The 19,875-nt window shown below is 68.7% G+C and carries 15 protein-coding genes; 6 read left to right on the forward strand and 9 right to left on the reverse strand.

Features of this window, described 5'->3' with window-relative positions:
- Positions 1-118 precede the first annotated feature (118 nt).
- Together STHE_RS01240 and STHE_RS01245 are read right to left on the reverse strand one after the other, a co-directional pair.
- A complete protein-coding gene (locus tag STHE_RS01240; RefSeq protein ID WP_012870738.1) occupies positions 119-988 on the reverse strand; it encodes an aromatic ring-opening dioxygenase subunit LigB in 870 nt (289 codons plus the stop codon).
- A gap of 184 nt (positions 989-1,172) precedes the next feature.
- Entirely contained in the window at positions 1,173-1,961 is a 789-nt protein-coding gene (locus tag STHE_RS01245; RefSeq protein ID WP_012870739.1) for a sugar phosphate isomerase/epimerase family protein, read from the reverse strand.
- A 165-nt stretch (positions 1,962-2,126) separates the two neighbouring features.
- Between STHE_RS01245 and smc the strand changes: the two genes are divergently transcribed.
- Together smc and STHE_RS01255 are read left to right on the forward strand one after the other, a co-directional pair.
- Positions 2,127-5,678, forward strand: a complete 3,552-nt coding sequence (gene smc, locus STHE_RS01250; protein WP_012870740.1) for a chromosome segregation protein SMC — start codon at positions 2,127-2,129, stop codon at positions 5,676-5,678.
- A 77-nt stretch (positions 5,679-5,755) separates the two neighbouring features.
- Positions 5,756-6,592, forward strand: a complete 837-nt coding sequence (locus STHE_RS01255; protein WP_012870741.1) for a carbon-nitrogen hydrolase family protein — start codon at positions 5,756-5,758, stop codon at positions 6,590-6,592.
- Between the two features lie 96 nt (positions 6,593-6,688).
- Here the strand turns inward: STHE_RS01255 and STHE_RS01260 are convergent, their stop codons facing one another.
- Positions 6,689-7,582 carry a 3-hydroxyacyl-CoA dehydrogenase family protein gene (locus tag STHE_RS01260; RefSeq protein ID WP_012870742.1) on the reverse strand — a complete coding sequence of 298 codons (894 nt, stop codon included), beginning with the start codon at positions 7,580-7,582 and terminating at the stop codon, positions 6,689-6,691.
- 291 nt (positions 7,583-7,873) lie between these two features.
- Here STHE_RS01260 and greA point away from each other — a divergent pair, with 291 nt between their 5' ends.
- The 4 genes from greA (at position 7,874) to STHE_RS01280 (ending at position 13,742) form a co-directional block, all read left to right on the forward strand.
- The gene (gene greA / locus STHE_RS01265; protein WP_012870743.1) at positions 7,874-8,347 is read left to right on the forward strand and encodes a transcription elongation factor GreA; all 474 of its coding nucleotides are present in this window, start codon (positions 7,874-7,876) and stop codon (positions 8,345-8,347) included.
- A complete protein-coding gene (locus STHE_RS01270; RefSeq protein WP_012870744.1) occupies positions 8,319-8,858 on the forward strand; it encodes an aminoacyl-tRNA deacylase in 540 nt (179 codons plus the stop codon). The genes greA and STHE_RS01270 overlap by 29 nt, the downstream gene beginning before the upstream one ends.
- A 135-nt stretch (positions 8,859-8,993) precedes the next feature.
- The gene (locus STHE_RS01275) at positions 8,994-11,261 is read left to right on the forward strand and encodes a xanthine dehydrogenase family protein molybdopterin-binding subunit (protein ID WP_012870745.1); all 2,268 of its coding nucleotides are present in this window, start codon (positions 8,994-8,996) and stop codon (positions 11,259-11,261) included.
- 162 nt (positions 11,262-11,423) lie between these two features.
- The gene (locus tag STHE_RS01280) at positions 11,424-13,742 is read left to right on the forward strand and encodes a xanthine dehydrogenase family protein molybdopterin-binding subunit (protein ID WP_012870746.1); all 2,319 of its coding nucleotides are present in this window, start codon (positions 11,424-11,426) and stop codon (positions 13,740-13,742) included.
- Positions 13,743-13,842: 100 nt separating this feature from the next.
- Here the strand turns inward: STHE_RS01280 and nikC are convergent, their stop codons facing one another.
- From nikC to STHE_RS01305, 6 genes are all read right to left on the reverse strand, one after another.
- Positions 13,843-14,742 carry a nickel transporter permease gene (nikC, locus tag STHE_RS01285; RefSeq protein ID WP_012870747.1) on the reverse strand — a complete coding sequence of 300 codons (900 nt, stop codon included), beginning with the start codon at positions 14,740-14,742 and terminating at the stop codon, positions 13,843-13,845.
- The gene (gene nikB, locus STHE_RS01290; RefSeq protein WP_012870748.1) at positions 14,735-15,676 is read right to left on the reverse strand and encodes a nickel ABC transporter permease; all 942 of its coding nucleotides are present in this window, start codon (positions 15,674-15,676) and stop codon (positions 14,735-14,737) included. The genes nikC and nikB overlap by 8 nt, the downstream gene beginning before the upstream one ends.
- 118 nt (positions 15,677-15,794) lie before the next feature.
- Entirely contained in the window at positions 15,795-17,231 is a 1,437-nt protein-coding gene (locus tag STHE_RS01295; protein WP_012870749.1) for a chlorohydrolase family protein, read from the reverse strand.
- A 66-nt stretch (positions 17,232-17,297) separates the two neighbouring features.
- On the reverse strand, positions 17,298-18,773 hold the full coding sequence (locus STHE_RS01300; RefSeq protein WP_041398696.1) for an ABC transporter substrate-binding protein: 1,476 nt from the start codon (positions 18,771-18,773) through the stop codon (positions 17,298-17,300).
- A gap of 130 nt (positions 18,774-18,903) precedes the next feature.
- Positions 18,904-19,071: a hypothetical protein gene (locus tag STHE_RS18940; RefSeq protein WP_012870751.1), complete on the reverse strand. Its 168-nt coding sequence runs from the start codon at positions 19,069-19,071 to the stop codon at positions 18,904-18,906.
- Between the two features lie 55 nt (positions 19,072-19,126).
- Positions 19,127-19,801 carry a GntR family transcriptional regulator gene (locus STHE_RS01305; protein WP_012870752.1) on the reverse strand — a complete coding sequence of 225 codons (675 nt, stop codon included), beginning with the start codon at positions 19,799-19,801 and terminating at the stop codon, positions 19,127-19,129.
- Between the last annotated feature and the right edge of the window lie 74 nt (positions 19,802-19,875).

Below are 19,875 nucleotides of genomic sequence, written 5' to 3' on the forward strand. Positions count from 1 at the left end.
TCTGTGGCGCACACTTACGAAGTGGACAGCGGCCGCCACCGCGATGTGGGCGGCGACCGCTGCCGGTGCTCTTCCCCCGGATGTGAATGAGGGGGTGCCGGTCATCCCGGCGAGCATGCTACGACTCCGGGGTGAACGTCGCGACGATCATGCTGTAGTACGACGGTGCTTCATAGGAGAGGACCTCGCCGCGCATCGGGGTATGGGCCATGGCACCGGCCAGCATCAGCGTCTGCCACAGGCCGTCAATGGCGGCGTTCTGTACCTCTTCCTCGGTCAGCGAGATCAACCGGCCGGGGTCGTTGTCCTTCAGCGCGGCGACCACCTTGGCGTCAACCTCGGCCGCGTCCGGGTGGAAGCCGTACGGCCCGCTCTCCTTGTGGGTGTGGGCCCAGTCACACGACGCGACGAACGCCACCCGTCGGCCGCTCTGCGCGGCGGCTTCGGCGATGGCTACGCCGAAATCGATCATCGTCTCCCGCGGCAGCAGGCGCGACGGCGTGGCGATCACGGCCGGGGGGCCGATGTCCTCCGGCGCGGGCGCCAGGACGTCGCCGTGTCCGACCATGTTGCGACCGTGGCCCAGGAACCAGAGTGGAGTGATGGTGCCCCAGTCGAGGGGGATGCAGCTCTGGTACCGGCGGTTGCCGGCGAAGCCCGCCATCGCGATCGGGATGTCACGCGCACGGGCGCGCTCGGCGATGAGGTCGGTCATCGGGCCGTCGACCGGGATGTTCATCTCGATCTGCCGCCCCTCCCAGCGTAGCGTCCCGGCGCCACGGGCGACCGACGCCAGGCAGATCGCGCCGTCCACCCTTGTGCCGTGGGGAGTGGCGACCACGATGACATCGGGTTGTGCAGCGGCGCAGCGGCGCCCCGCCTCCTCCATCGCCGCGCGCGTGGCGAGCGCGCCCTCGGCGTCGTCGCTCAGATCGGGGATGATCGGGAACCCGTGCGGCAGCACCGCAGCGAAGACCAACCCGGCCATAGACGTGCCCTCCTTCAAGTAGTCGTGTGCTGTGGCTCCAGCTATCGCAGCACCGCCAGTATTGGTGTGTCACCCGCAGGCGTCAACGGCCTTTCCAGGAGCGGCCCTCGCCCCCGGCCCCTTTCCCAACGTTGGGAGAGGGGACCTATTACGCGAGCACCGGGGGTGAGGGCCGTCCCCCAGGTTATCTGAGGTAATTCTCCAGAAGCTCGGCTACGACCTGGCGGCTGCGAATCAGGCGGCTGAGATCCCCCTCGCAGTTCCCTTCGAGGATCAGCGGCCCGGTGTAGCCGATGGCGCGGAGCCGGGCGAACAGGGCCTGCCAGTCGATAGTCCCTTCCCCGACCGGCAGGTGTCGGCGCCCGCCGGGTGCGTGGTCGCTCAGGTGGACGTTGACCAGCGCGCCGCGCATGGCGTCGATCAGCTCTCCTCCATCGACCCCCGCCTCGGCGGCCTGGAACGGGTCGAAGGTGAACCCGACCGGCACTCCCCAGCCGCGCACCACCCGGACGCTCGAAGCGTCCCGCACCAGGCACCAGCTCACGTTCTCCAGCGACAGCGTGACACCGGTCCCGGCGGCCTCCTCGCCCAGGTCCGCGAGGACCGCGCGCAGCCGCTCGGACGTGATGCCCTCGGGGAGTTCGCGGCGGGTGGGGCCATGCCAGATGAGGACGCGTGCGCCGAGCGTGACGGCCGCGTCGATGGCGCGCAGGAGCGCGCGGCGTCCCTCCTCGCGCCGTCGCGGGTAGGGATCGAACAGTGGGTGCAGGGCGGTGAAAGTATGCACCGAGGCAACGGCCGTCCCACCCGCTCGGACCCGAGCCGCCAGATCACGGACGAACCCGGGCTCGTACTCGCCCGCGGTCTGCAGCACCACCTCGATGGTGGGAAACCCCAGGCGCGCCAGCGTCTCGACGGCTTCCTCGGTGTGCTGGTGTGGGTAGAGCGTCCCGGTGGACGCGCCGATCAGCATGCCCGTCCCTCACAGTTGTCCCGCCCCGCGCAGTTGCCGGGTGTCCGGACAGATGGTAGCATTCGGCCCCGTGCCTCGCGGCTTCGACGGTGGCCGACGACTCGGCCGCGCGGCACCGGAACCCCGGCTCCATCCACGACATACCGACGCGACGACGGGACAGGCATGCCGACGCGGCTGAAGCGCCTCGAACTGCATGGCTTCAAGAGCTTTGCCACGCCGACGACGTTCGTCTTCGATCCGGGCATCACGGCGATCATCGGCCCCAACGGCTCCGGCAAGTCGAACATCGCTGAGGCGGTGCGCTGGGCGCTGGGCGAGCAGAGCTATGCCAGCCTGCGGGGACGCCGCACCGAGGATGTTATCTTCGCCGGGAGCGCGGCCCGGGCGCCGCTCGGCATGGCCGAGGTCAGCCTCACCCTCGACAACGAGTCGGGGGATCTCCCCCTCCCGTTCAGCGAGATCACCATCACCCGCCGCGCCTACCGGAGCGGTGAGAACCAGTACTTCATCAACGGCGCGCGCGTCCGTCTGAAGGACGTGCTCCAGGTGACCGCCTCGCTCGGGCAGGCGTACACCGTCATCGGCCAGGGGCTGGTCGACGCCGTTCTGAGCCAGCGGCCGGAGGAGCGGCGCGGGTTGTTCGAGCACGCGGCCGGCATCACCGGGCTGCGGTTGAAGCAGGCCGAGGCTCAGCGCCATCTCGCCGAGACGGAGGCCAACAGCACCCGGCTGGAGGATCTGCTGGCCGAGATCGAGCCGCGTCTGCGCAGCCTGGAGCGCGCCGCGCGGCAGGCGCGGGAGTCGGGTGAGGTGCGCGAACGGCTCAAGGCCGCGCTGCTGCGGCTCTACGCCCACCAGTGGCAGGGCGCGCGACAGCGTCTCCAGGCCGCCGAAGCGGCGGAGGCTGCCGCCGCCCAGGCGGTCGAGGCCGCCGTGGCGGCCCACGCAGCGGCGCAGACTGCCCTGGCTGACATTGAGCAGCGGGGGGCGGCACAGCGCGCTGAGGTCGAGCGTCTGGCTGCCGAGACCGCCCGCCTGCGTGCCGAGGAGCGGGAGATCGAGCACCGCCGCGCGCTCGCCGCCGAGCGCCGCGCCGCGCAGGTACGGCGACGCGATGACCTGGAGCAGGAGGCGGCGCGCCTCCGCGGTGAAGCCGAAGCCGCCGCGCAGGAGGCCCAGGAGGCGAGCGACGCGCTCCAGGAAATCGACGCAGAGATCGCCGAGCGGGAAGCCGCCATCGCCCGGCTCGCCGAGGCGGACGCGGCCGCGCGCGCCGAGCGCGAGCGGCTAGCCGCCGCGCTGCGGCAGGCAGAGCAGGCCATTACCGAAGCCGAGCGGGCCGCTCTCGCGGCTGCGTCGCGCCGGGATCTGCTCGATCAGCAGGAGCGCGACCTGCTCGCCACAAGGGAGCGGCTCGAGCGCGAGCAGCGCGCCCGCGCGGCGCGCCTCGCCGAGTTGGAGGCGCAGGCCGCGGCAGCCACCAAGGCTCGCGACGAGGCCCGGGAGCGATTGGCGGAGCTGGCTGCCGAGCGCGAGCGCCTGGAGGCAGCCCTGAGTGCGGCCGCCGCCGCGCGCGACGAGGCGGAGCGTGCCATGAAAGCCGTCGAGCGGCGCCTGGTCGAGCGCACCACCCGGCTCGAGGCGCTCACCCGGCTGCGGGACAGCGGGGCGGGCCTCTACGCCGGGACGCGCGCCGTGCTCGACGCCGCTCGCGCCGGGCACCTCCAGGGCATCATCGGCACCCTGGCCTCCCTCCTCATCGTCCCGCCGGAACTGGAAGCGGCTATGGAAGCCGCACTTGGCGGCCACCTGCAGGATATCGTAGTGGAGCGCTGGCGCGACGCGGAGCGGGCCATCGAGCATCTCAAGCGCACCCAGGCCGGGCGCGCCACCTTCCAGCCGCTGGACACCGTCCGCGGCAGCTCGGTTCGCGCGCCGCAGCTCGACCACCCCGGCGTCCGCGGCCTCGCCGTCGACCTGATCGACTACGACCCGCGCGTCGAGCAGGTCGTGACCGGGCTGCTCGGCCGGGTCGTGGTCACCGACGACCTGACCGCAACCCGCGCCATCCTCCGCGCGCTGCCGCCGGGCTGGAGCGTGGTGACCCTCGGCGGGGAGATCACCCGCAGCAGCGGCGCGGTGACCGGCGGCGCACGGGTCAAGGAGAGCGGCACCCTTGCCCGCGAGCGGGAGCTGCGCGACCTCCCGGTGGAGTGCCGCAAGCTGGAGCGCGAGCTGGACGCCGCTCGAGCGGAGGTGGAGGCGCGTGCCGCCGAGGTGGACCGGCTCCGCGCCGAGCGCGACGCGCTGGACCACGACATCGCCGCCGCCCGCGAGGCCGGCCGCGCGGCGGAGGCGGCTCTCGCGCGCCAGCAGCGACTCCGGGACGACGAAGCGCGCGCCGCGACCGAAGAGGAGCAGCGCCATGCCGGCGTCGCCGAGCGGCTGGCGCGGCTGGATGCGGACCGGCAGGAGGCCGAGCGCGCCGGGCAGGAGGCCGCGGCGCGCCGGCAGGCGGCGGCCGCGGAGCGGGAGCGGCTCCTGGCCGCCCTGCGTGAGGCGGAGACGGCAGGCCCCGATGCCCGGTTGCAAGACGAACGCTCGGCCCTGGCCGGCCTGGTGGAGCGCCGCCGCGGGCTGATCGCGCAGCAGCAGCGGCTGGAGTCCGAGCAGCAGCGGGTGGCCGCTGCCATCGCCGAGGCCGAGCGCCGCGCCGGCGAGATCGCGACCGCGATCGCCGCGCTCGACGCCGAGGTCGAATCCCTCACTGCCGAGCGGGAGCGGATCGCGGCGCTCCTGGCCGCAGCCGAGGAGCAGCTCGGCCCCGCGCGCGCCGCGCGGGAGGACGCTGCCGCGGCCGAGCGTGCCGCCCGCGAGGCGGTCGCCGGCGCCGAGCAGCGGGTACGCGACGCCGAGCGAGAGCGGGACCGCGCGACACTGGAGTTGGAGCGCCGTCGGGACGAGGTCAATCTCCTCCGCGAGCGCGCCGCCCATGACCTGGGCGAGGAGGTGGACATCGACGCCGCCCTCGACGCCGTCGACCTCGACGACACCGACCCGGACACCCTCCAGCGAGAGGTGGACCGGCTGCGGGAGCGCCTGCGCCGCATCGGGCTGGTCGGCGAGGATGCGATCGAGCAGTACGAGCGCGAGGCGGAGCGCTACACCTTCCTCCGCGGCCAGCTCGATGACGTGCACGCCGCGGGTGAGGCCTTGCGGGCGCTCCTGGCCGAGCTTTCCCGCTCGATGGCCGAGGAGTTCAACCGCACCTTCGGCGAGGTGGCGGCGGCCTTCGAGGCGACCTTCACCACCCTCTTCGGCGGCGGCAAGGCCAAACTGCTGCAGGTGCAGGATGACGATGGCGCGACCGGGGTCGACATTCTGGCCCAGCCCCCCGGCAAGCGCCTGCAGAGCCTGGCGCTCCTCTCCGGCGGGGAACGCGCGCTGACTGCCGTGGCTCTCCTCTTTGCGATCCTGAAGGTGAACCCCAGCCCCTTCTGCGTCCTCGACGAGGTCGATGCCGCGCTCGACGAGGCCAACGTGGTCCGTGTGCGGGACGAGCTGAAAGCCCTCGCCGACCGCACCCAGTTCGTCGTGGTGACCCACAACCGCGCCACCATCGAGGGGGCCGATACCCTCTACGGCATCACCATGGGCGACGACGGCGTCTCCCGCGTCCTCTCCCTGCGCCTCCCGGCCGAAGCCTCGGCGTAGCGGGGCACCGGCGACCGTCGGCCGCTGCCCGGCTATAATCGGGGGCACGACAGCGACACCAGAAAGGAGCAGCCCCCATGCGCGTGGCAGTCCTTCAGACCAACTCGCGGGACGACAAGGCGGAGAATATCCGCGTCGCGTTGGAACTCGTCGAGCGGGCCGCCGCGGCGGGTGCCGATGTGGCGGTCCTGCCGGAATGCGTCGATTACATGGGGCCGAAGGAGGGCGGGCTGGCCGCCGCCGAGCCGATTCCCGGCCCGACCAGCGAGGCGTTCGCGGCAAAGGCCCGCGAGCTGGGTATCTGGCTCCTCGCCGGCTCGATCCGGGAGGTCAGCGAGGATCCGGGTCACACCTACAACACCAGCCTGCTCTTCAACCGCCAGGGCGAGTTGGTCGCCAAGTACCGGAAGATTCACCTCTTCGACGTGGAGATCACCGGGAATGTCAGCGCCCAGGAGTCGGCCACTGTCTCGCCGGGCAATGAGATCGTCACCGCGGAGATTGAGGGCCACACCGTCGGTCTGGCGATCTGCTATGACCTCCGCTTCCCTGAGCTGTTCCGCGCGCTGACGCTGCGCGGGGCTGAGATCCTCTTCCTCCCGGCCGCGTTCACCCTCTTCACCGGGAAGGATCACTGGGAGATCCTGATCCGTGCCCGCGCGATCGAGAACCAGTGCTTCTTCGTCGCGGCGAACCAGACCGGGAAGTACGAGCCCGACGGCGCCAACTACGGGCGCAGCATGATCGTCGACCCGTGGGGCACCGTCCTGGCGACGGCACCGGATGGGATCGGCATGGCGATCGCGGATCTCGACTTCGAGCAGCTCAAGCGCATCCGCCAGCAGCTCCCGTCGGTGGCGAACCGCCGCCCGGAGGTCTACGCGCGCGAAGCGCAGGCTGCTGTGGCCGACTAGCGCGGTTTCTGACTCCGTTCACAGCACCGACGAGCGGGCCGCGGCCCGCTCGTCGTTCTCTTCCCCCACTTGTCCCGCGCTGCTTATTCCCCGTCGCTAGCGGCGGGGCCAGCTGGGGCGGGTGAAGGGTGGGTCGGGGTAGTCGTAGAAGCCGCGGCCGGTCTTGATGCCGAGCCGCCCGGCGCGCACCATCTCGTCGAGGAAGGCCGGCGGCTCGTCCTCGGGCCGCCCGGACTCCGCCGCGTAGTTCCGCTCGATGTCGGCGACCACGTCCAGCCCCACCCGGTCCATCAGACCGAAGGGGCCAACCGGGGCGCCGAGCGCCAGGCAGAAGAGCCGGTCCACCTCCTCCGGCGTGGCCAGCCCCTCGGCCACCACGCGCAGGCTCTCCCGCTTGATCGCCCGCCAGATCCGGTTGTAGATGAAGCCGGTGCTCTCCCCCCGCACCACGACCGGCAGGAAGCCGGTCGCCCGGAGGAAGGCCGCCACCCGCTCGATCACAGCCGGGTCGGTCTGGCCGCAGGTCATCAGCTCCACCCCGTTCCGCTGCCAGGGGTGGTGGTAGAAGTGGGTGTTGAGCAGGCGCGCCGGGTGCCGCGTCACGTCGGCCAGCAGGCGGCTCCGGAAGGAGGAGCTGTTGGTCGCCAGGATCACGTCCGGCGGCGCCAGCGCCGACAGCTCGGCGAAGAGCGCGCGCTTCAGGTCGAGACGCTCCGGGGCCGCCTCGATGACCAGCCACGCGCCGTGCACGGCGTCGGCCAGCGTGCTGACCGCCTCCACCCGCGCGCTGATGGCGGCCGCCGGCCCGGCGAGCACGCCCTCGTCGACCAGCCGCGCCGCCTCGGCCGCGACGCGGTCGCGCGCGGCGGTGAGCGCCTCAGGTGCGGGGTCGTAGAGGCGGACCGGGACGCCGCGCCCGGCCAGCGTCAGGGCGATCTGCCCGCCCATCGTCCCGGCGCCGATGATGGCGACCGTTTCCCACTGTGCCACGGATCACCTCCTTCCTCCTCCGCCAGTGTCGCACGCGGGCGAGATACCCCGCCAGACCCGGATCAGCGGGCAGTCGCGTGGAGGCGGCTGTATACCGGCACCGCTCCGACCGGTCCGTGGCATATCGGTTGCAGCCGAGACGCTGGAGGTGTAAAGTTTTGCCCACGCACCAGGGCAAGCGGTCCAACCGCCGGGGGTTGCGACACCGGCGATTGGTCTCGCTGCCTCTCATTTTGTGGACGTCAAGGCATGTAAGCACGCGAACAACGTGGGAAGCGAGCGAACGGGCTTATGCAGCGGGAGCGAATCCCCATCACCAAAGAAGGCCTCAAGGCGCTTCAGGACGAGCTGGATGACCTTGTGAACCGGCGGCGTGTGGAGATCGCGCAGGCGCTCCAGGCGGCGCGCGAGGAGGGCGACCTCCGCGAGAACGCCGGGTACGACGCGGCCAAGCACGACCAGGCGTTCATCGAGGGGCGGATCCGCGAGATCGAGGATATCCTGCGTCGCGCCGAAGTGATCGACGAGGCACCCAACGGTGACGCGCGCGTCGTGCGGCTCGGTTCGACGGTGACGATTGAGATCGACGGCGCGCAGGAGACCTACACCATCGTCGGCGCCGTCGAGGCGAAGCCGGCAGCCGGCCGTATCTCCAACGAGTCCCCCTTCGGTCGCGCCCTCCTCGGGCACCGTGAGGGCGAGGAGGTCGAGATCCAGACACCTGCGGCAGTGCTCCATGCGCGGATCGTCAACGTGGAGGGCTGACGGGGCGGCGCAGCCGTCCAACCCCGGCGGGGAGCCGGAGGCGGGTCCAGACCGTCTGGCGCGCTACCTCGCCGAGCAAGACATCGACGCGGAAATCCTGTTCCCGGACCAGCCGACACCCACCGTGCCACTGGCGGCGGAGGCGCTCGGCGTTCCCCCGGATCAGATCGTCAAGTCGCTCCTCTTCCAGGGCAAGGACGGGAACTGCGTGCTGGCGATCGTGCGCGGGACGGCGCGGGTCAGCCGTGCGCGTCTGGCCGCCGCGAGCGGTCTGCGCCAGCCGAAGCTGGCGCCACCGCAGGTGGTGCGTGACCTCACCGGGTACGAGCCGGGCGGCACCCCGCCGGTGGGGCACCTCACGCCGGTGCCGGTGGTGGTCGACCGCGCCGTGCTCGACGAGTCGGTCGTGTTCGGCGGGGGCGGCAGCGATCGCACTATGCTGCGTATCCGGCCACACGACATCGTGCGGCTCACCCGTGCCGTGGTGGCTGACCTCTGTGACGAAATGTAAGTCTACGCTCGGTGTGCCGAGACGCTCACCTATCGACGATAATGGGAAGCACCGTTACAATAGCCCCGCACCCGAATCGGTAGCCGAGGGCGCAGACGCGGGCGAGCGCTGTCCTAGGGTAGGGAAGGAGCGGGTATGGCGAGCTTGGTCATCAGCGAATATGTCGGCGCGCGGGTCCGGCGCAAAGAGGATCCGCGGCTCATTACAGGGAGGGCTACCTACGTCGACGACCTCCGCCTCCCGGGCATGTTGCACGTGGCGATCGTCCGCAGCGTGTACGCCCATGCTCGGATCACCGGGATCGACACCTCGCAGGCCGCGGCGATGCCGGGCGTGTTCGGCGTCTACACGGCGGCCGATCTCCAGAAGGGCGCCGTGGAGGGGGCATTCACCTCCCTGGCCACGGATCGGGTTCGCTATCTCGGGGAGCCGGTTGCTGTCGTCGTCGCCGAGTCGGCCTACGCCGCGCGCGACGCGCGGGATGCGGTCGTGGTGGACTACGAGCCGCTGCCGGTCGTGGCGAGCATTGAGGCGGCCATGGCGGAGGGCGCGCCGCAGCTCTACGACGACAAGCCTGGCAACATCGCGGTGGATGTGACCCACACCCAGGGCGACGTCGCCGGGGCATTCGAGCGGGCGCCCGTGGTGGTCAAGCAGCGCATCGTCAGCCAGCGGCTGTCGGGTGTGCCGATGGAGCCGCGCGCTGTGGCGGCGGCACCTGACCCGACTACCGGCGGTGTCACCGTCTGGTCCTCGACCCAGGCGCCGCACTGGAACCGGAAGGCGATCGCCGGGGTGCTGGGTCTGGGCCTGAGCCAGGTACGGATCATCGCGCCCGAGGTCGGCGGCGGCTTCGGCGTCAAGATCGGGGCGTACCCGGAGGACTTCATCCTCGCCGTCCTGACCCGGTTGATCAACCGGCCCGTCAAGTGGATCGAGACCCGCAGCGAGAACTTCCAGGTAACCAACCACGGCCGGGCGCAGATCGCGGATATTGAGGTCGCGGCCGAGAAGAACGGGAAGATCCTCGCCTACCGGATGACGGTCATGCAGGACCAGGGGGCCGACGCGCGCGGCGCCTACCTGGCGCCCACGACCACCTCGATGGCCGTCGGCTGCTACGACATCCCGGCCATCGAAACGCGCGCGATGGGGATCCTGACCAACACCATGCCGGTCAGCGCCTATCGCGGCGCCGGACGACCGGAGGCGGCCTACTACATCGAACGGGCCATTGACCTGGTGGCCGACGCCACCGGGCTGGACCCGGCCGAGGTGCGGCGGGTCAACTTCATCCCACCGGACAAGTTCCCGGTGACGACTGTGACGGGCGAGCGCTACGACTCCGGCGAGTACGCCAAGGCGCTCGACAAGGCACTGGAGGTGTCGGGCTACCAGCAGCTCCGGCAGATGCAGGCGGAAGCCCGCCAGCAGGGGCGGTACGTCGGGATCGGCCTCGCCTCGTACGTCGAGATCTGCGGCTTCGGCCCCTTCGAGAGCTCGCACGTCCGTGTCGAGCCGACCGGCTCGGTGTCGGTCTACACCGGTATCTCGCCCCACGGGCAGGGGCAGGAGACGACCTTCGCCCAGATCGTCGCCGATAACCTCGGTGCGGACTTCGATCAGGTGGTCGTCCACCACGGCGACACCAGCAACACGCCGGAGGGCAACGGCACGATGGGTAGCCGCGGACTGGCCGTCGGCGGTGGCGCGCTGATGCTCTCCGTCGAGCAGATCCGCGAGAAGGCGTTCAAGATCGCGGCGCACCTGCTGGAGGCCTCGGTCGACGACATCGAGCTGGTGGACGGCAAGTACCGGGTCAAGGGGGCGCCGGACCGCGGCGTGACCCTGGCCGAGATCGCCGAGGCGGCCTACGGCGGCAAGATCCCGGAGGACATGGAGCCGGGTCTGGAGGCCACCAACTTCTTCAAGCCCGCAGACGAGACCTTCCCCTTCGGCACGCACGTCGCCGTGGTCGAAGTCTTCCCCGACACCGGCGAGGTCAAGCTGCTTGACTACTACTCGGTCGACGACTGCGGCGTGCGCATCAGCCCGATGCTAGTTGAGGGTCAGGTCCACGGCGGGCTGGCGCAGGGTATCGGCCAGGCGCTCTGGGAGGAAATCCGCTACGACGAGAACGGCCAGCTCCTGACCGGCACCCTGATGGACTACGCCGTCCCGAAGGCCAGCTACTTCCCGGTCTTCAAGACCGACGCGACCGTCACCCCGACGCCGATCAACCCGCTCGGCGCCAAGGGGATCGGCGAGGCGGCGACGATCGGCTCGACCCCGGCGGTGGCCAACGCGGTCATCGACGCGCTCGAGCCCTTCGGCATCACCCACCTCGATATCCCCTTCACCGCCGAGAAGGTCTGGGCAGCGATCCGTCAGAGCGGCAAGTAACCCTGCCACTCGGGAACGGTCTTCGACGGGGAGGGCGAATGCCCTCCCCGTCGCGCTTTTCCGGCCCGCATCATCGCTGGCATGCCTCCTGCTGACCACCTGGTCTCAACGCATCCCAATCGAACCAGGAAGAGACGGACGACACCGAAAAGGGGGCCGCGCATGGTGCTCAGCAGGCTTGTCGGCGCGCGCGTGCGCCGGAAGGAAGACCCACGCCTCATCACGGGGCGTGCCACCTACGTTGACGACGTGCGCATCCCGGGGATGCTCTACCTCGCGTTCGTGCGCAGTCCCCACCCCCATGCGCGCATCCGGAGCATCAACGTTGAGCAGGCGCTCGCGATGCCCGGCGTCGTCGCCGTCGTCACCGGCCAGGACCTTCGCGGCATCCTCAAGATGACCGATGAGATCGGCGGCGAGGGTGAGGACGCGGGAACAGTGCAGGAGGGGGCCACTTCCCCGCGCATGTTCCCGATGGCGGTCGACCGGGTGCGCCACGTCGGCCAGGCGGTCGTCGCGGTCGTGGCCGAGAGCGACTACCAAGCGCGGGACGCCGTCGATGCCGTGCAGGTTGACTACGAAACCCTTCCGGCCGTGGTCGATCCTGAAGCGGCCATGCAGGACGGTGCGCCACAGCTCTGGGACGAGCTGCCTAACAACATCGCCATGAGCTATGACCGCACGCGTGGCGACGTAGACGCTGCCTTCCAGAACGCGGACGTGGTCGTCAAGCAGCGCATGATCAATCAGCGGCTGGCCGGGGTGCCGATGGAGCCGCGAGGTGTCGTGGCGGCACCGGACCCCGCCACCGGCGGCGTCACCGTCTGGTCCTCGACCCAGGCGCCGCACTGGAACCGCAACGATATCGCCAAGAACCTGGGGCTCGGCCAGAACCAGGTGCGGGTCATCGCGCCGCAGGTGGGCGGCGGCTTCGGCGTCAAGATCGGCGCCTACGCGGAGGACTTCATCCTCTCCGGCATCGCCTACCACCTCCAGCGGCCGGTGAAGTGGATCGAGACGCGCAGCGAGAACCTGATGGCGACCCACCAGGGCCGCGCACAGATCGCCGATGTCGAGGTCGCGGCCGATGGGCGAGGCAAAATCCTCGCGTACCGCCTGAACCTGATCCAGGATCAGGGTGCTTACCCGAAGGACACCTCCCTCGGTGTCCTGACCTCGCTGGTGGTGGTCGGCTGCTACGATATCCCGGCGATCGACCTCCACATCCGCGGTGTCTGCACCAACACCATGGACGTCGGCGCGTACCGGGGCGCCGGCCGGCCCGAGGCGGCGTATTACATAGAGCGGGCGATCGACCTGATAGCCGACCGGACGGGGCTGGACCCGGCCGAGGTGCGGCGGGTCAACTTCATCCCGCCCGAGAAGTTCCCCTACACCACGATCGTGGGCGAGATCTACGACAGCGGCGACTACGCGAAGGCGCTGGACAAGGCGCTGGAACTCTCGGGGTACCAGCAGCTCCGCCAGGAGCAGGCGGCGGCTCGCCAGCAGGGCCGCTACCTCGGAATCGGCCTCTCGTCCTACGTCGAGATCTGCGGCTTCGGCCCCTGGGAGAGCGCCACCCTGCGGATCGAGCCGAGCGGCGCCGTGACGGTCTACAGCGGCATCTGCCCCCAGGGCCAGGGCCAGGAGACCGTCTTCGCGCAGATGGTCGCCGACCACCTGGGCGCCGACTTCGATCAGATCACCGTGCAGTTCGGCGACACCGCAACAGCTCCGCAGGGCAACGGCACCATGGGTAGCCGCGGGCTGGCCGTCGGTGGCGGGGCGGTTATGCTCAGCATCGAGAAGATCCGCGAGAAGCTCAAGCAGATCGCAGCCGCCATGCTGGAGGCGTCGGTCGACGACATCGAGCTGGCAGACGGCCGGTGGCGGGTCAAGGGCGCGCCGGACAAGTCGGTGACGCTGGCGCAGATCGCGGCGGAAGCCTACGGCGGCACCCTGCCGGCCGACATCGCCCCCGGCCTTGAGACGACCGACTTCTTCCGGCCAGAGGACGAGACCTTCCCCTTCGGCACGCACGTCGCCGTGGTTGAGCTCATGCCCGACACCGGCGAGGTGAAGCTCTTGCGCTACGTCTCAGTTGACGACTGTGGCGTTATCATGAACCCGATGCTGGTCGAGGGCCAGGTCCACGGCGGGCTAGCGCAAGGGATCGCTCAGGCGCTGCTGGAGGAGGTGCGCTACGACGACAACGGCCAGCTCCTGACGGGCACACTGATGGACTACGCCGTCCCCAAGGCGACGCACCTCCCGGTGTTCGAGACAGACCACACCGAGACACCCACGCACCTGAACCCCATGGGCGCCAAGGGGATCGGCGAGGCGGCGACGATCGGCTCCACCCCGGCGGTGGCGAATGCCGTCATCGACGCGCTCGAGCCGCTCGGCATCACCCACCTCGACATGCCCTTCACCCCGGAGAAGATCCGCACCGTGATGCAGGAGGCGAGGCCGTAGCCGTCCGCGTCGACGAATGGCTATTCGGATCGTCTGAAGCGATGCGGCCGAGCCGGATCCGGCTCGGCCGCTGGCTTCGGTCAACTCAGCACGCGCTGTCCTAGCCGCGTCTCATGCGGGGATCCAGCACATCGCGTAGCCCATCCCCGAGCAGGTTGAATCCCATGACGACGAAGAAGATGGCGAGCCCGGGGAAGGTTGCGATGTGGGGAGCATCGCGGAGCCAACCGCGACCCGCGTTGACCATCTGACCCCACTCAGGATCCGGCGGCTGAATCCCAAGCCCCAGGAAGGAGAGGATCGAGGCAGACAGGATCGCTGTACCGAGCTGGAGCGTCGAGTAGACGACGATCGGGTTCAAGCAGTTCGGGAGAATGTGCCGGAACAGGATGCGGGAGTCTCCACTACCCAGCGCGCGCGTCGCCTCAACGAACTCCTTCTCTTTGATCGAGAGCGTCGTCGACCGCACCAGCCGCGCATACGTCGGGATCGAGTTGATCCCGACCGCGATCATGACGTTGAACAGGCTCGGCCCCAGAACGGCGATGACGGCGATGGCCAGAACGACGCTGGGAAATGCGAGCAGGATATCCATGATCCGCATGAGCAGGTTGTCAAGCCGTCGGTAGAAGCCCGCTGCCAGGCCGATGCACGTGCCACAGGTGGCGCCGATGCTCGTGGCAAGGACTCCCACGAGGAGTGACACCCTGCTGCCCACGATGATGCGAGACAGGATGTCTCGCCCGAAGTCATCTGTCCCGAGCCAGTGGGCTGCCGAAGGCGGTTGGAGCTGTGCTGGAAGATCCTGCGCGATCGGGTCGTACGGCGCGAGCCACGGGGCGAATATGGCCATGATGAGGAAGATGGCGATGATGACGAGGCCGACCATCGCCAGTCGATTCCGGCTGAACCGGCGCACAAAGCGTGCGAGCCGGGCCCCTGCGAGGGGCGAAACGCCCGGAGCGCCAATGTCGCTGCGAGCGAGCGCTTGATCACGCATAGGAAATCCTCGGATCCAGCCATGCGTACAGCACGTCGACGATCAAGTTGATCATCGTGAAGATCACGGCGACCATCAGGACAACCCCCTGGATCACGGGGTAGTCGCGCTGGTTGATGGCCTGGATGGCGAGGCGGCCGACACCCGGCAGGGCAAAGATGGTCTCCGTCACCACCGCACCGCCCAGGAGGAAGCCGTACTGCAGACCCACGAACGTCACAACGGGCAAGAGCGCGTTTCGCAGCGCATGGCGGATGATCACCCTGCGCTCCTCGAGCCCCTTGGCGCGAGCGACCGTGACGTACTCCCGGTCAAGCACCTCGAGCATGGACGATCGGGTGAGGCGCGCGATCAGCGCGATCGATGTGAGCGCCAGCGTGATGCAGGGCAGCACGTACGCTTTCATGCCCTCGAACGTCCAGATGGGGCCGTGGAGCCCGCCGACAGGCAGCCACTGCAGCCTGATGGAGAAGAGCAGGATCGCCATGATGGCGAACCAGAAGAGTGGCATGGATACGCCACCGATCGCGAACAACGTGGCGAGCGTGTCCACGGCGGAGTATTTCCGCGCCGCAGAGATAACTCCCAGCGGGATGCCGATCACCACCGCGATGATGACCGAGATCGTGGCGATCTTCAGCGTGACCGGCAGCCGGTCCTGAAGCTCCTTGACGACCGGTTGCCGGGTCAGCAGTGAGCGTCCGAGATCCCCCCGAACGGCTCCGGTGAGGAACTTCCAGTACTGAACGAGAATCGGCTGATCCAGGCCCAACTGCCGGCGTACCTCATCAACCCGCTGCTGGGGCGCATCGGGCCCAACGATCTGCCGGACCGGATCGCCTGGTGTCAGCCGGGTGATCGAGAACACCAGCAGTGAGACGCCGAGCAGCGTGGGGATGAGCGTCAGCAGACGGCGGATAATGTAGGCAGTCATCGAACCTCGTTCGGACGGAGTGGTGCGGCGGAGCGCCGTCCGCCGCACCTGCTCCGACGTGGGCGCGGCGAACCCGGCAGACCGGGCTCACCGCGCCTGGGCAACGGCAGATTCCCTACTAGCCCTCGAAGGGCCGGAACGTCTGCGGCGACAGCTCGTCGGCTGAGCGGCCGGCCCAGTCGCCCGGTCCCATCTCGGCCCACATGCGCTCACCTGCGAACTGCAGCGCCTGGCAGGCCTTCCGCTCGTCACACGTGAGGACCTTGCCGTCGCGCTGCACCCACTGGCCGTCGATCATCACGTGGCGCAGGTCCTCGGGCGTCGCGCTATAGACCAGGTTCTTGATCGGATCCCGCACCGGGACCATGAACAGCGTGTCGAGGCTCCAGAAGAGCAGGTCGGCCTTCGCCCCGGGGGCGATCCGCCCCAGGTCGTCTCGCTGGAGCATCTTGGCGGCGTTCAAGGTGGCCGCATTGAACACGTCAGCGGCGGTGGCCTTCTGGGTGTCCCGCGCCATGATCTTGCCGATCACCGCCGTCCACCGCAGCGCCTCGATCATCGACTGCGGCGCGGTGTCCGTGCCCAGGCACATGTTGACCCCGGCCTCGAGGTAGCGGGGGAACGACTCCATCGCGATGCCCCGGCGGGCGAAGACCCACACGCAGTGCGCGACCGACGCGCCATGCCGGGCCAGGATCGAGAGGTCGTCCCCGGCGAACTGAACCCAACTGTTCCCTGCGATCAGGATGACGTGGCCGAGGATGCAGCGCTCGCTCAGGAAACCGATCTGCTCCAGCCACTCGACCGGCGTGAGCCCATGCCGCTGCACCATCTCGTCGAACTCAAACACCGACTGGCTCACGTGCAGCGCCAGCGGCACGCCCATGCGGTCGGACGCCTCGCGGCTCAGACGCAGCAGTTCCTCGGTGCAGGTGTCGACCTGGGCCGGGGAAAGGAAGCCCTTGATGCGACCGTTCGCTCGACCGTCGATGCGCTCGATGAAGTCGACCGCGCGCCGGAAGCCCTCCAGCCCGGCCTCTTCGTTCCACTCGTACTCGACACGCTTGCCGTCCCGCGTCAACCAGCGCCCGGAGCGATAGGCGTTGGCGATGTAGGCGCGGAGGCCCGCCCGCTCTGCCGCGTCGGCGACGTAGTCGCCGATCCCGCCGATCTCCATGACCGTCGTCGTGCCGGTCCGGATCAGCTCGACCATCGAGTAGTCAACCGAGGCCTCGCGCCCCTCCGGGTCGATGGCAGCCCCGCGGACCGGGAGCATCTCGACCAACCCCGACATGGCGAACTGCCGGCGCCCGCGGTCCTCGATGAAGGACTTGTCCAGGGGTGACTCGGACAGGTGGGTGTGGGTGTTGATGAACCCGGGAGTCACGAGCTGGCCGCGTGCGTCGACCACCTGATCCACGGTGCCGTCGAACCGGCGGCCGACGTGGACGATCTCATTCCCCTCGATGACGATGCAGCCGTCTCGGAGTATGCGATGCTCGCCGTCCTGATAGGCGACGATGATTCCGCCGTCGATCCGAATTCGATCCGCCATTCCCCCTCCCTCACGCTCGGTTGCGGCCCGCGGGCGGAAGCCGCCGCGCGGGCCGCCGGTTTATTGCTACTGCTCGACCCAGGTATCCATCAGCTTGTAGATGCCGTGGATGTTGTGGAAGGTCGTGCCCTTGGTCTTCTCATCCCAGGCGAAGATCCACTTGAGATGCTGGATCGGGATGACGACGGCCTGCTCCAGGAGATAGAGCTCCATTTCCTGGAAGGTCTTGATGCGCTCCTCTTCGTCGGTCGTCGTCTGACTCTTCTCGAACAGCTCGTCGAACTTCGGATCGCTCCAGAAGGTCGTGTTCGGGGATGGGATCGAATCGGTGATGAAGAAGTACAGGTGGTCCGCGCTGGAGTAGATCATCGGGATGAACCGCGCGTCGTGCTCGCCGGCCTTGGTGGCGTCGTCGTAGCCCGCCGCCTCCAGCCGCCGGACCTGCATATCGACGCCGATCTCCCGGAGTTGCGCCTGCACCGCCTGGTTGATCTGCTCGTGCAGCTCCGTGGTCAGGTACAGCGTGAAGGAGAGCGGCTTCCCGTCCTTCACCCGGATGCCGTCGGGGCCGAGGGTCCAGCCCGACTCCTCGAGCAGTTGGACCGCCTTCTCAGGGTTGTATTCAACGAGGGGCCGGGTCTGCTCGCGCGGCGCCGCGCCGACGACCTCTGGGTGGAGATAGCCTTCTGCCGGGTCGGCCTGCCCGTGCATCACGAACTGAGTGATCTCCTCGCGGTTGATCCCGTGCATGATCGCCTTCCGGACGTTGATGTCCTGGAAGAGCTCTCGCTGCATGTTGAATCCGATGTGGTTGGACGAGAGGCGCGGGAAGGAAGCCACGGTCACCCCCGGAATATCCGACAGGCGCTGGACATCCCGGGCCGCGACCTCGATGTTCATGTTGGCCTCGCCCGTCTCGATCAACGCCGAGCGGGAGGCTTCCTCGGGCACCACCTTGAAGATGATGCGCTCAGGGTAGGCCGGACCCGTGTTCGAGTAGATCGGGGATCCCCAAGTGTAGTCCTCATTCCGAACCAGGGTGATGTGGTCGTCCTTGACCCACTCTTCAAGCTTGAAGGGGCCGGTACCGTCCACCCCGACGACACCGTAGTCGTCGCCCAACTCCTCGACCTTCTTCATGTTCGGGATCGAGGCGTAGGCCCACTCGGTCTGGCTGATGTTGTTCAAGAACACCAGCGTGGGAGACTTCAGCGTGAACACCACGGTGTAGTCGTCCGGGGCCTCGACCGAATCCAGGAGGGCGATCTTGGTGCTGGTGGGCATTTCCTTCCAGCGCTGGAAATGATCGACGACATGTGCGCTGGTGAAGGGCTCCCCGGAGTGGAAACGCACGTCTTGCCGCAGATGGAACGTCCAGACGGTCCCGTCGTCAGACGATTCCCACGACTCGGCGAGCGCGGGATAGATCTTGCCGTCGAAGCCATGGATGACCAGCGCGTCGTAGATCAGGAAGTTGGTCGCGATGTCCGCCAGCCCACTGTTCATGCCCGGATGCAGGTTGAGCGGATCCGTCGCGCGCACGATCGTGAGCGTGCCTCCTGGCGTCGCCTCACCGCCGGGCTCGGCGGTGACGGCCGCGGCGCCTGGGGTGCCGGCTGCCGGGGTTTCGCCATCCCCGGATGCGGCGCTGGTCGCTGTGCCCTGCGGAGAGTCAGATCCTCCGTCGCCCACCGCAGGCGAAGGTCACACCGGCGGCTGACAGCATCGTCGCCATCAGGCCGAGCTTGCCGCCGTAACTCAAGAGGTCTCGGCGGGTGACGGGGATCACCCACGTCCGGTCAGACTCCTTCGGGGGCTGCTGCCGAAGGTCCGCGCTCATGAAACCCTCTCCTTCGCAATCACTCATCTCCACCCTCACTGCCGCGCTGGACGGATCACGTGAACAGTTCGTGGTCTCTCCCCTCCTGAATCAGTCGTTCCCCCGCGGTTACGATGTGCTCCCGGACGGCTGAGCGTGCCTCTGTTGGATCCCCGCTCAGGAGCGCGTCGAGCAGCAGTTGGTGCCGCGCTACGATGTCCTCACTCAGTGGGTACATCACCTGAAAGAGCGTGACGTACTGGACGTGAAGTAGATTCTGGACCTGCCGCCAGAAGTGCAGGAGCAGCGTGTGATGCGAGGCCTGCACCAGGGCGCGGTGGAAGCCGACGTCTGCCTCGAAGACCGCGGCCTTGTCTCGCTCCTCCGCAGCCTCGGCCATCACTCGGAGCCGTTCACGCAGCCGCTCGATATCCGCCTCGGTTGCCTCGTTGATCGCCAGCTCCATAGCGAATTCTTCGAGGACCGAACGCAGGGTGTAGAACTCCGACAGCTCTGCCTTGGTGAGCCGGGCAACGAAGACGCCCTTGTTCGGGATGCGGGTGACCAACCCCTCCTGCTGCAGAGCCATTAGTGCCTCGCGGACAGGGGCGCGGGAGACGTCCATCTGCTCCGCGATCTTCCCCTCATAGATGCGCTCTCCTGCCGGCAGCGCTCCTCGGAGGATCGCAGCGCGCAGATCGCGGAGTACGCGCTCACGCAGTGATGTCCGCTTGTGCGGAGTGAAGACCATCCCAGCTCTAGGCCCTTTCGTCCGTATGCTGTAGGATGTATAAAGTCGACACAACACTAGCAAAGCCGTAAGTC

The organism is Sphaerobacter thermophilus DSM 20745 (genome assembly GCF_000024985.1).
Taxonomy (GTDB): Bacteria; Chloroflexota; Chloroflexia; order Thermomicrobiales; family Thermomicrobiaceae; genus Sphaerobacter; species Sphaerobacter thermophilus.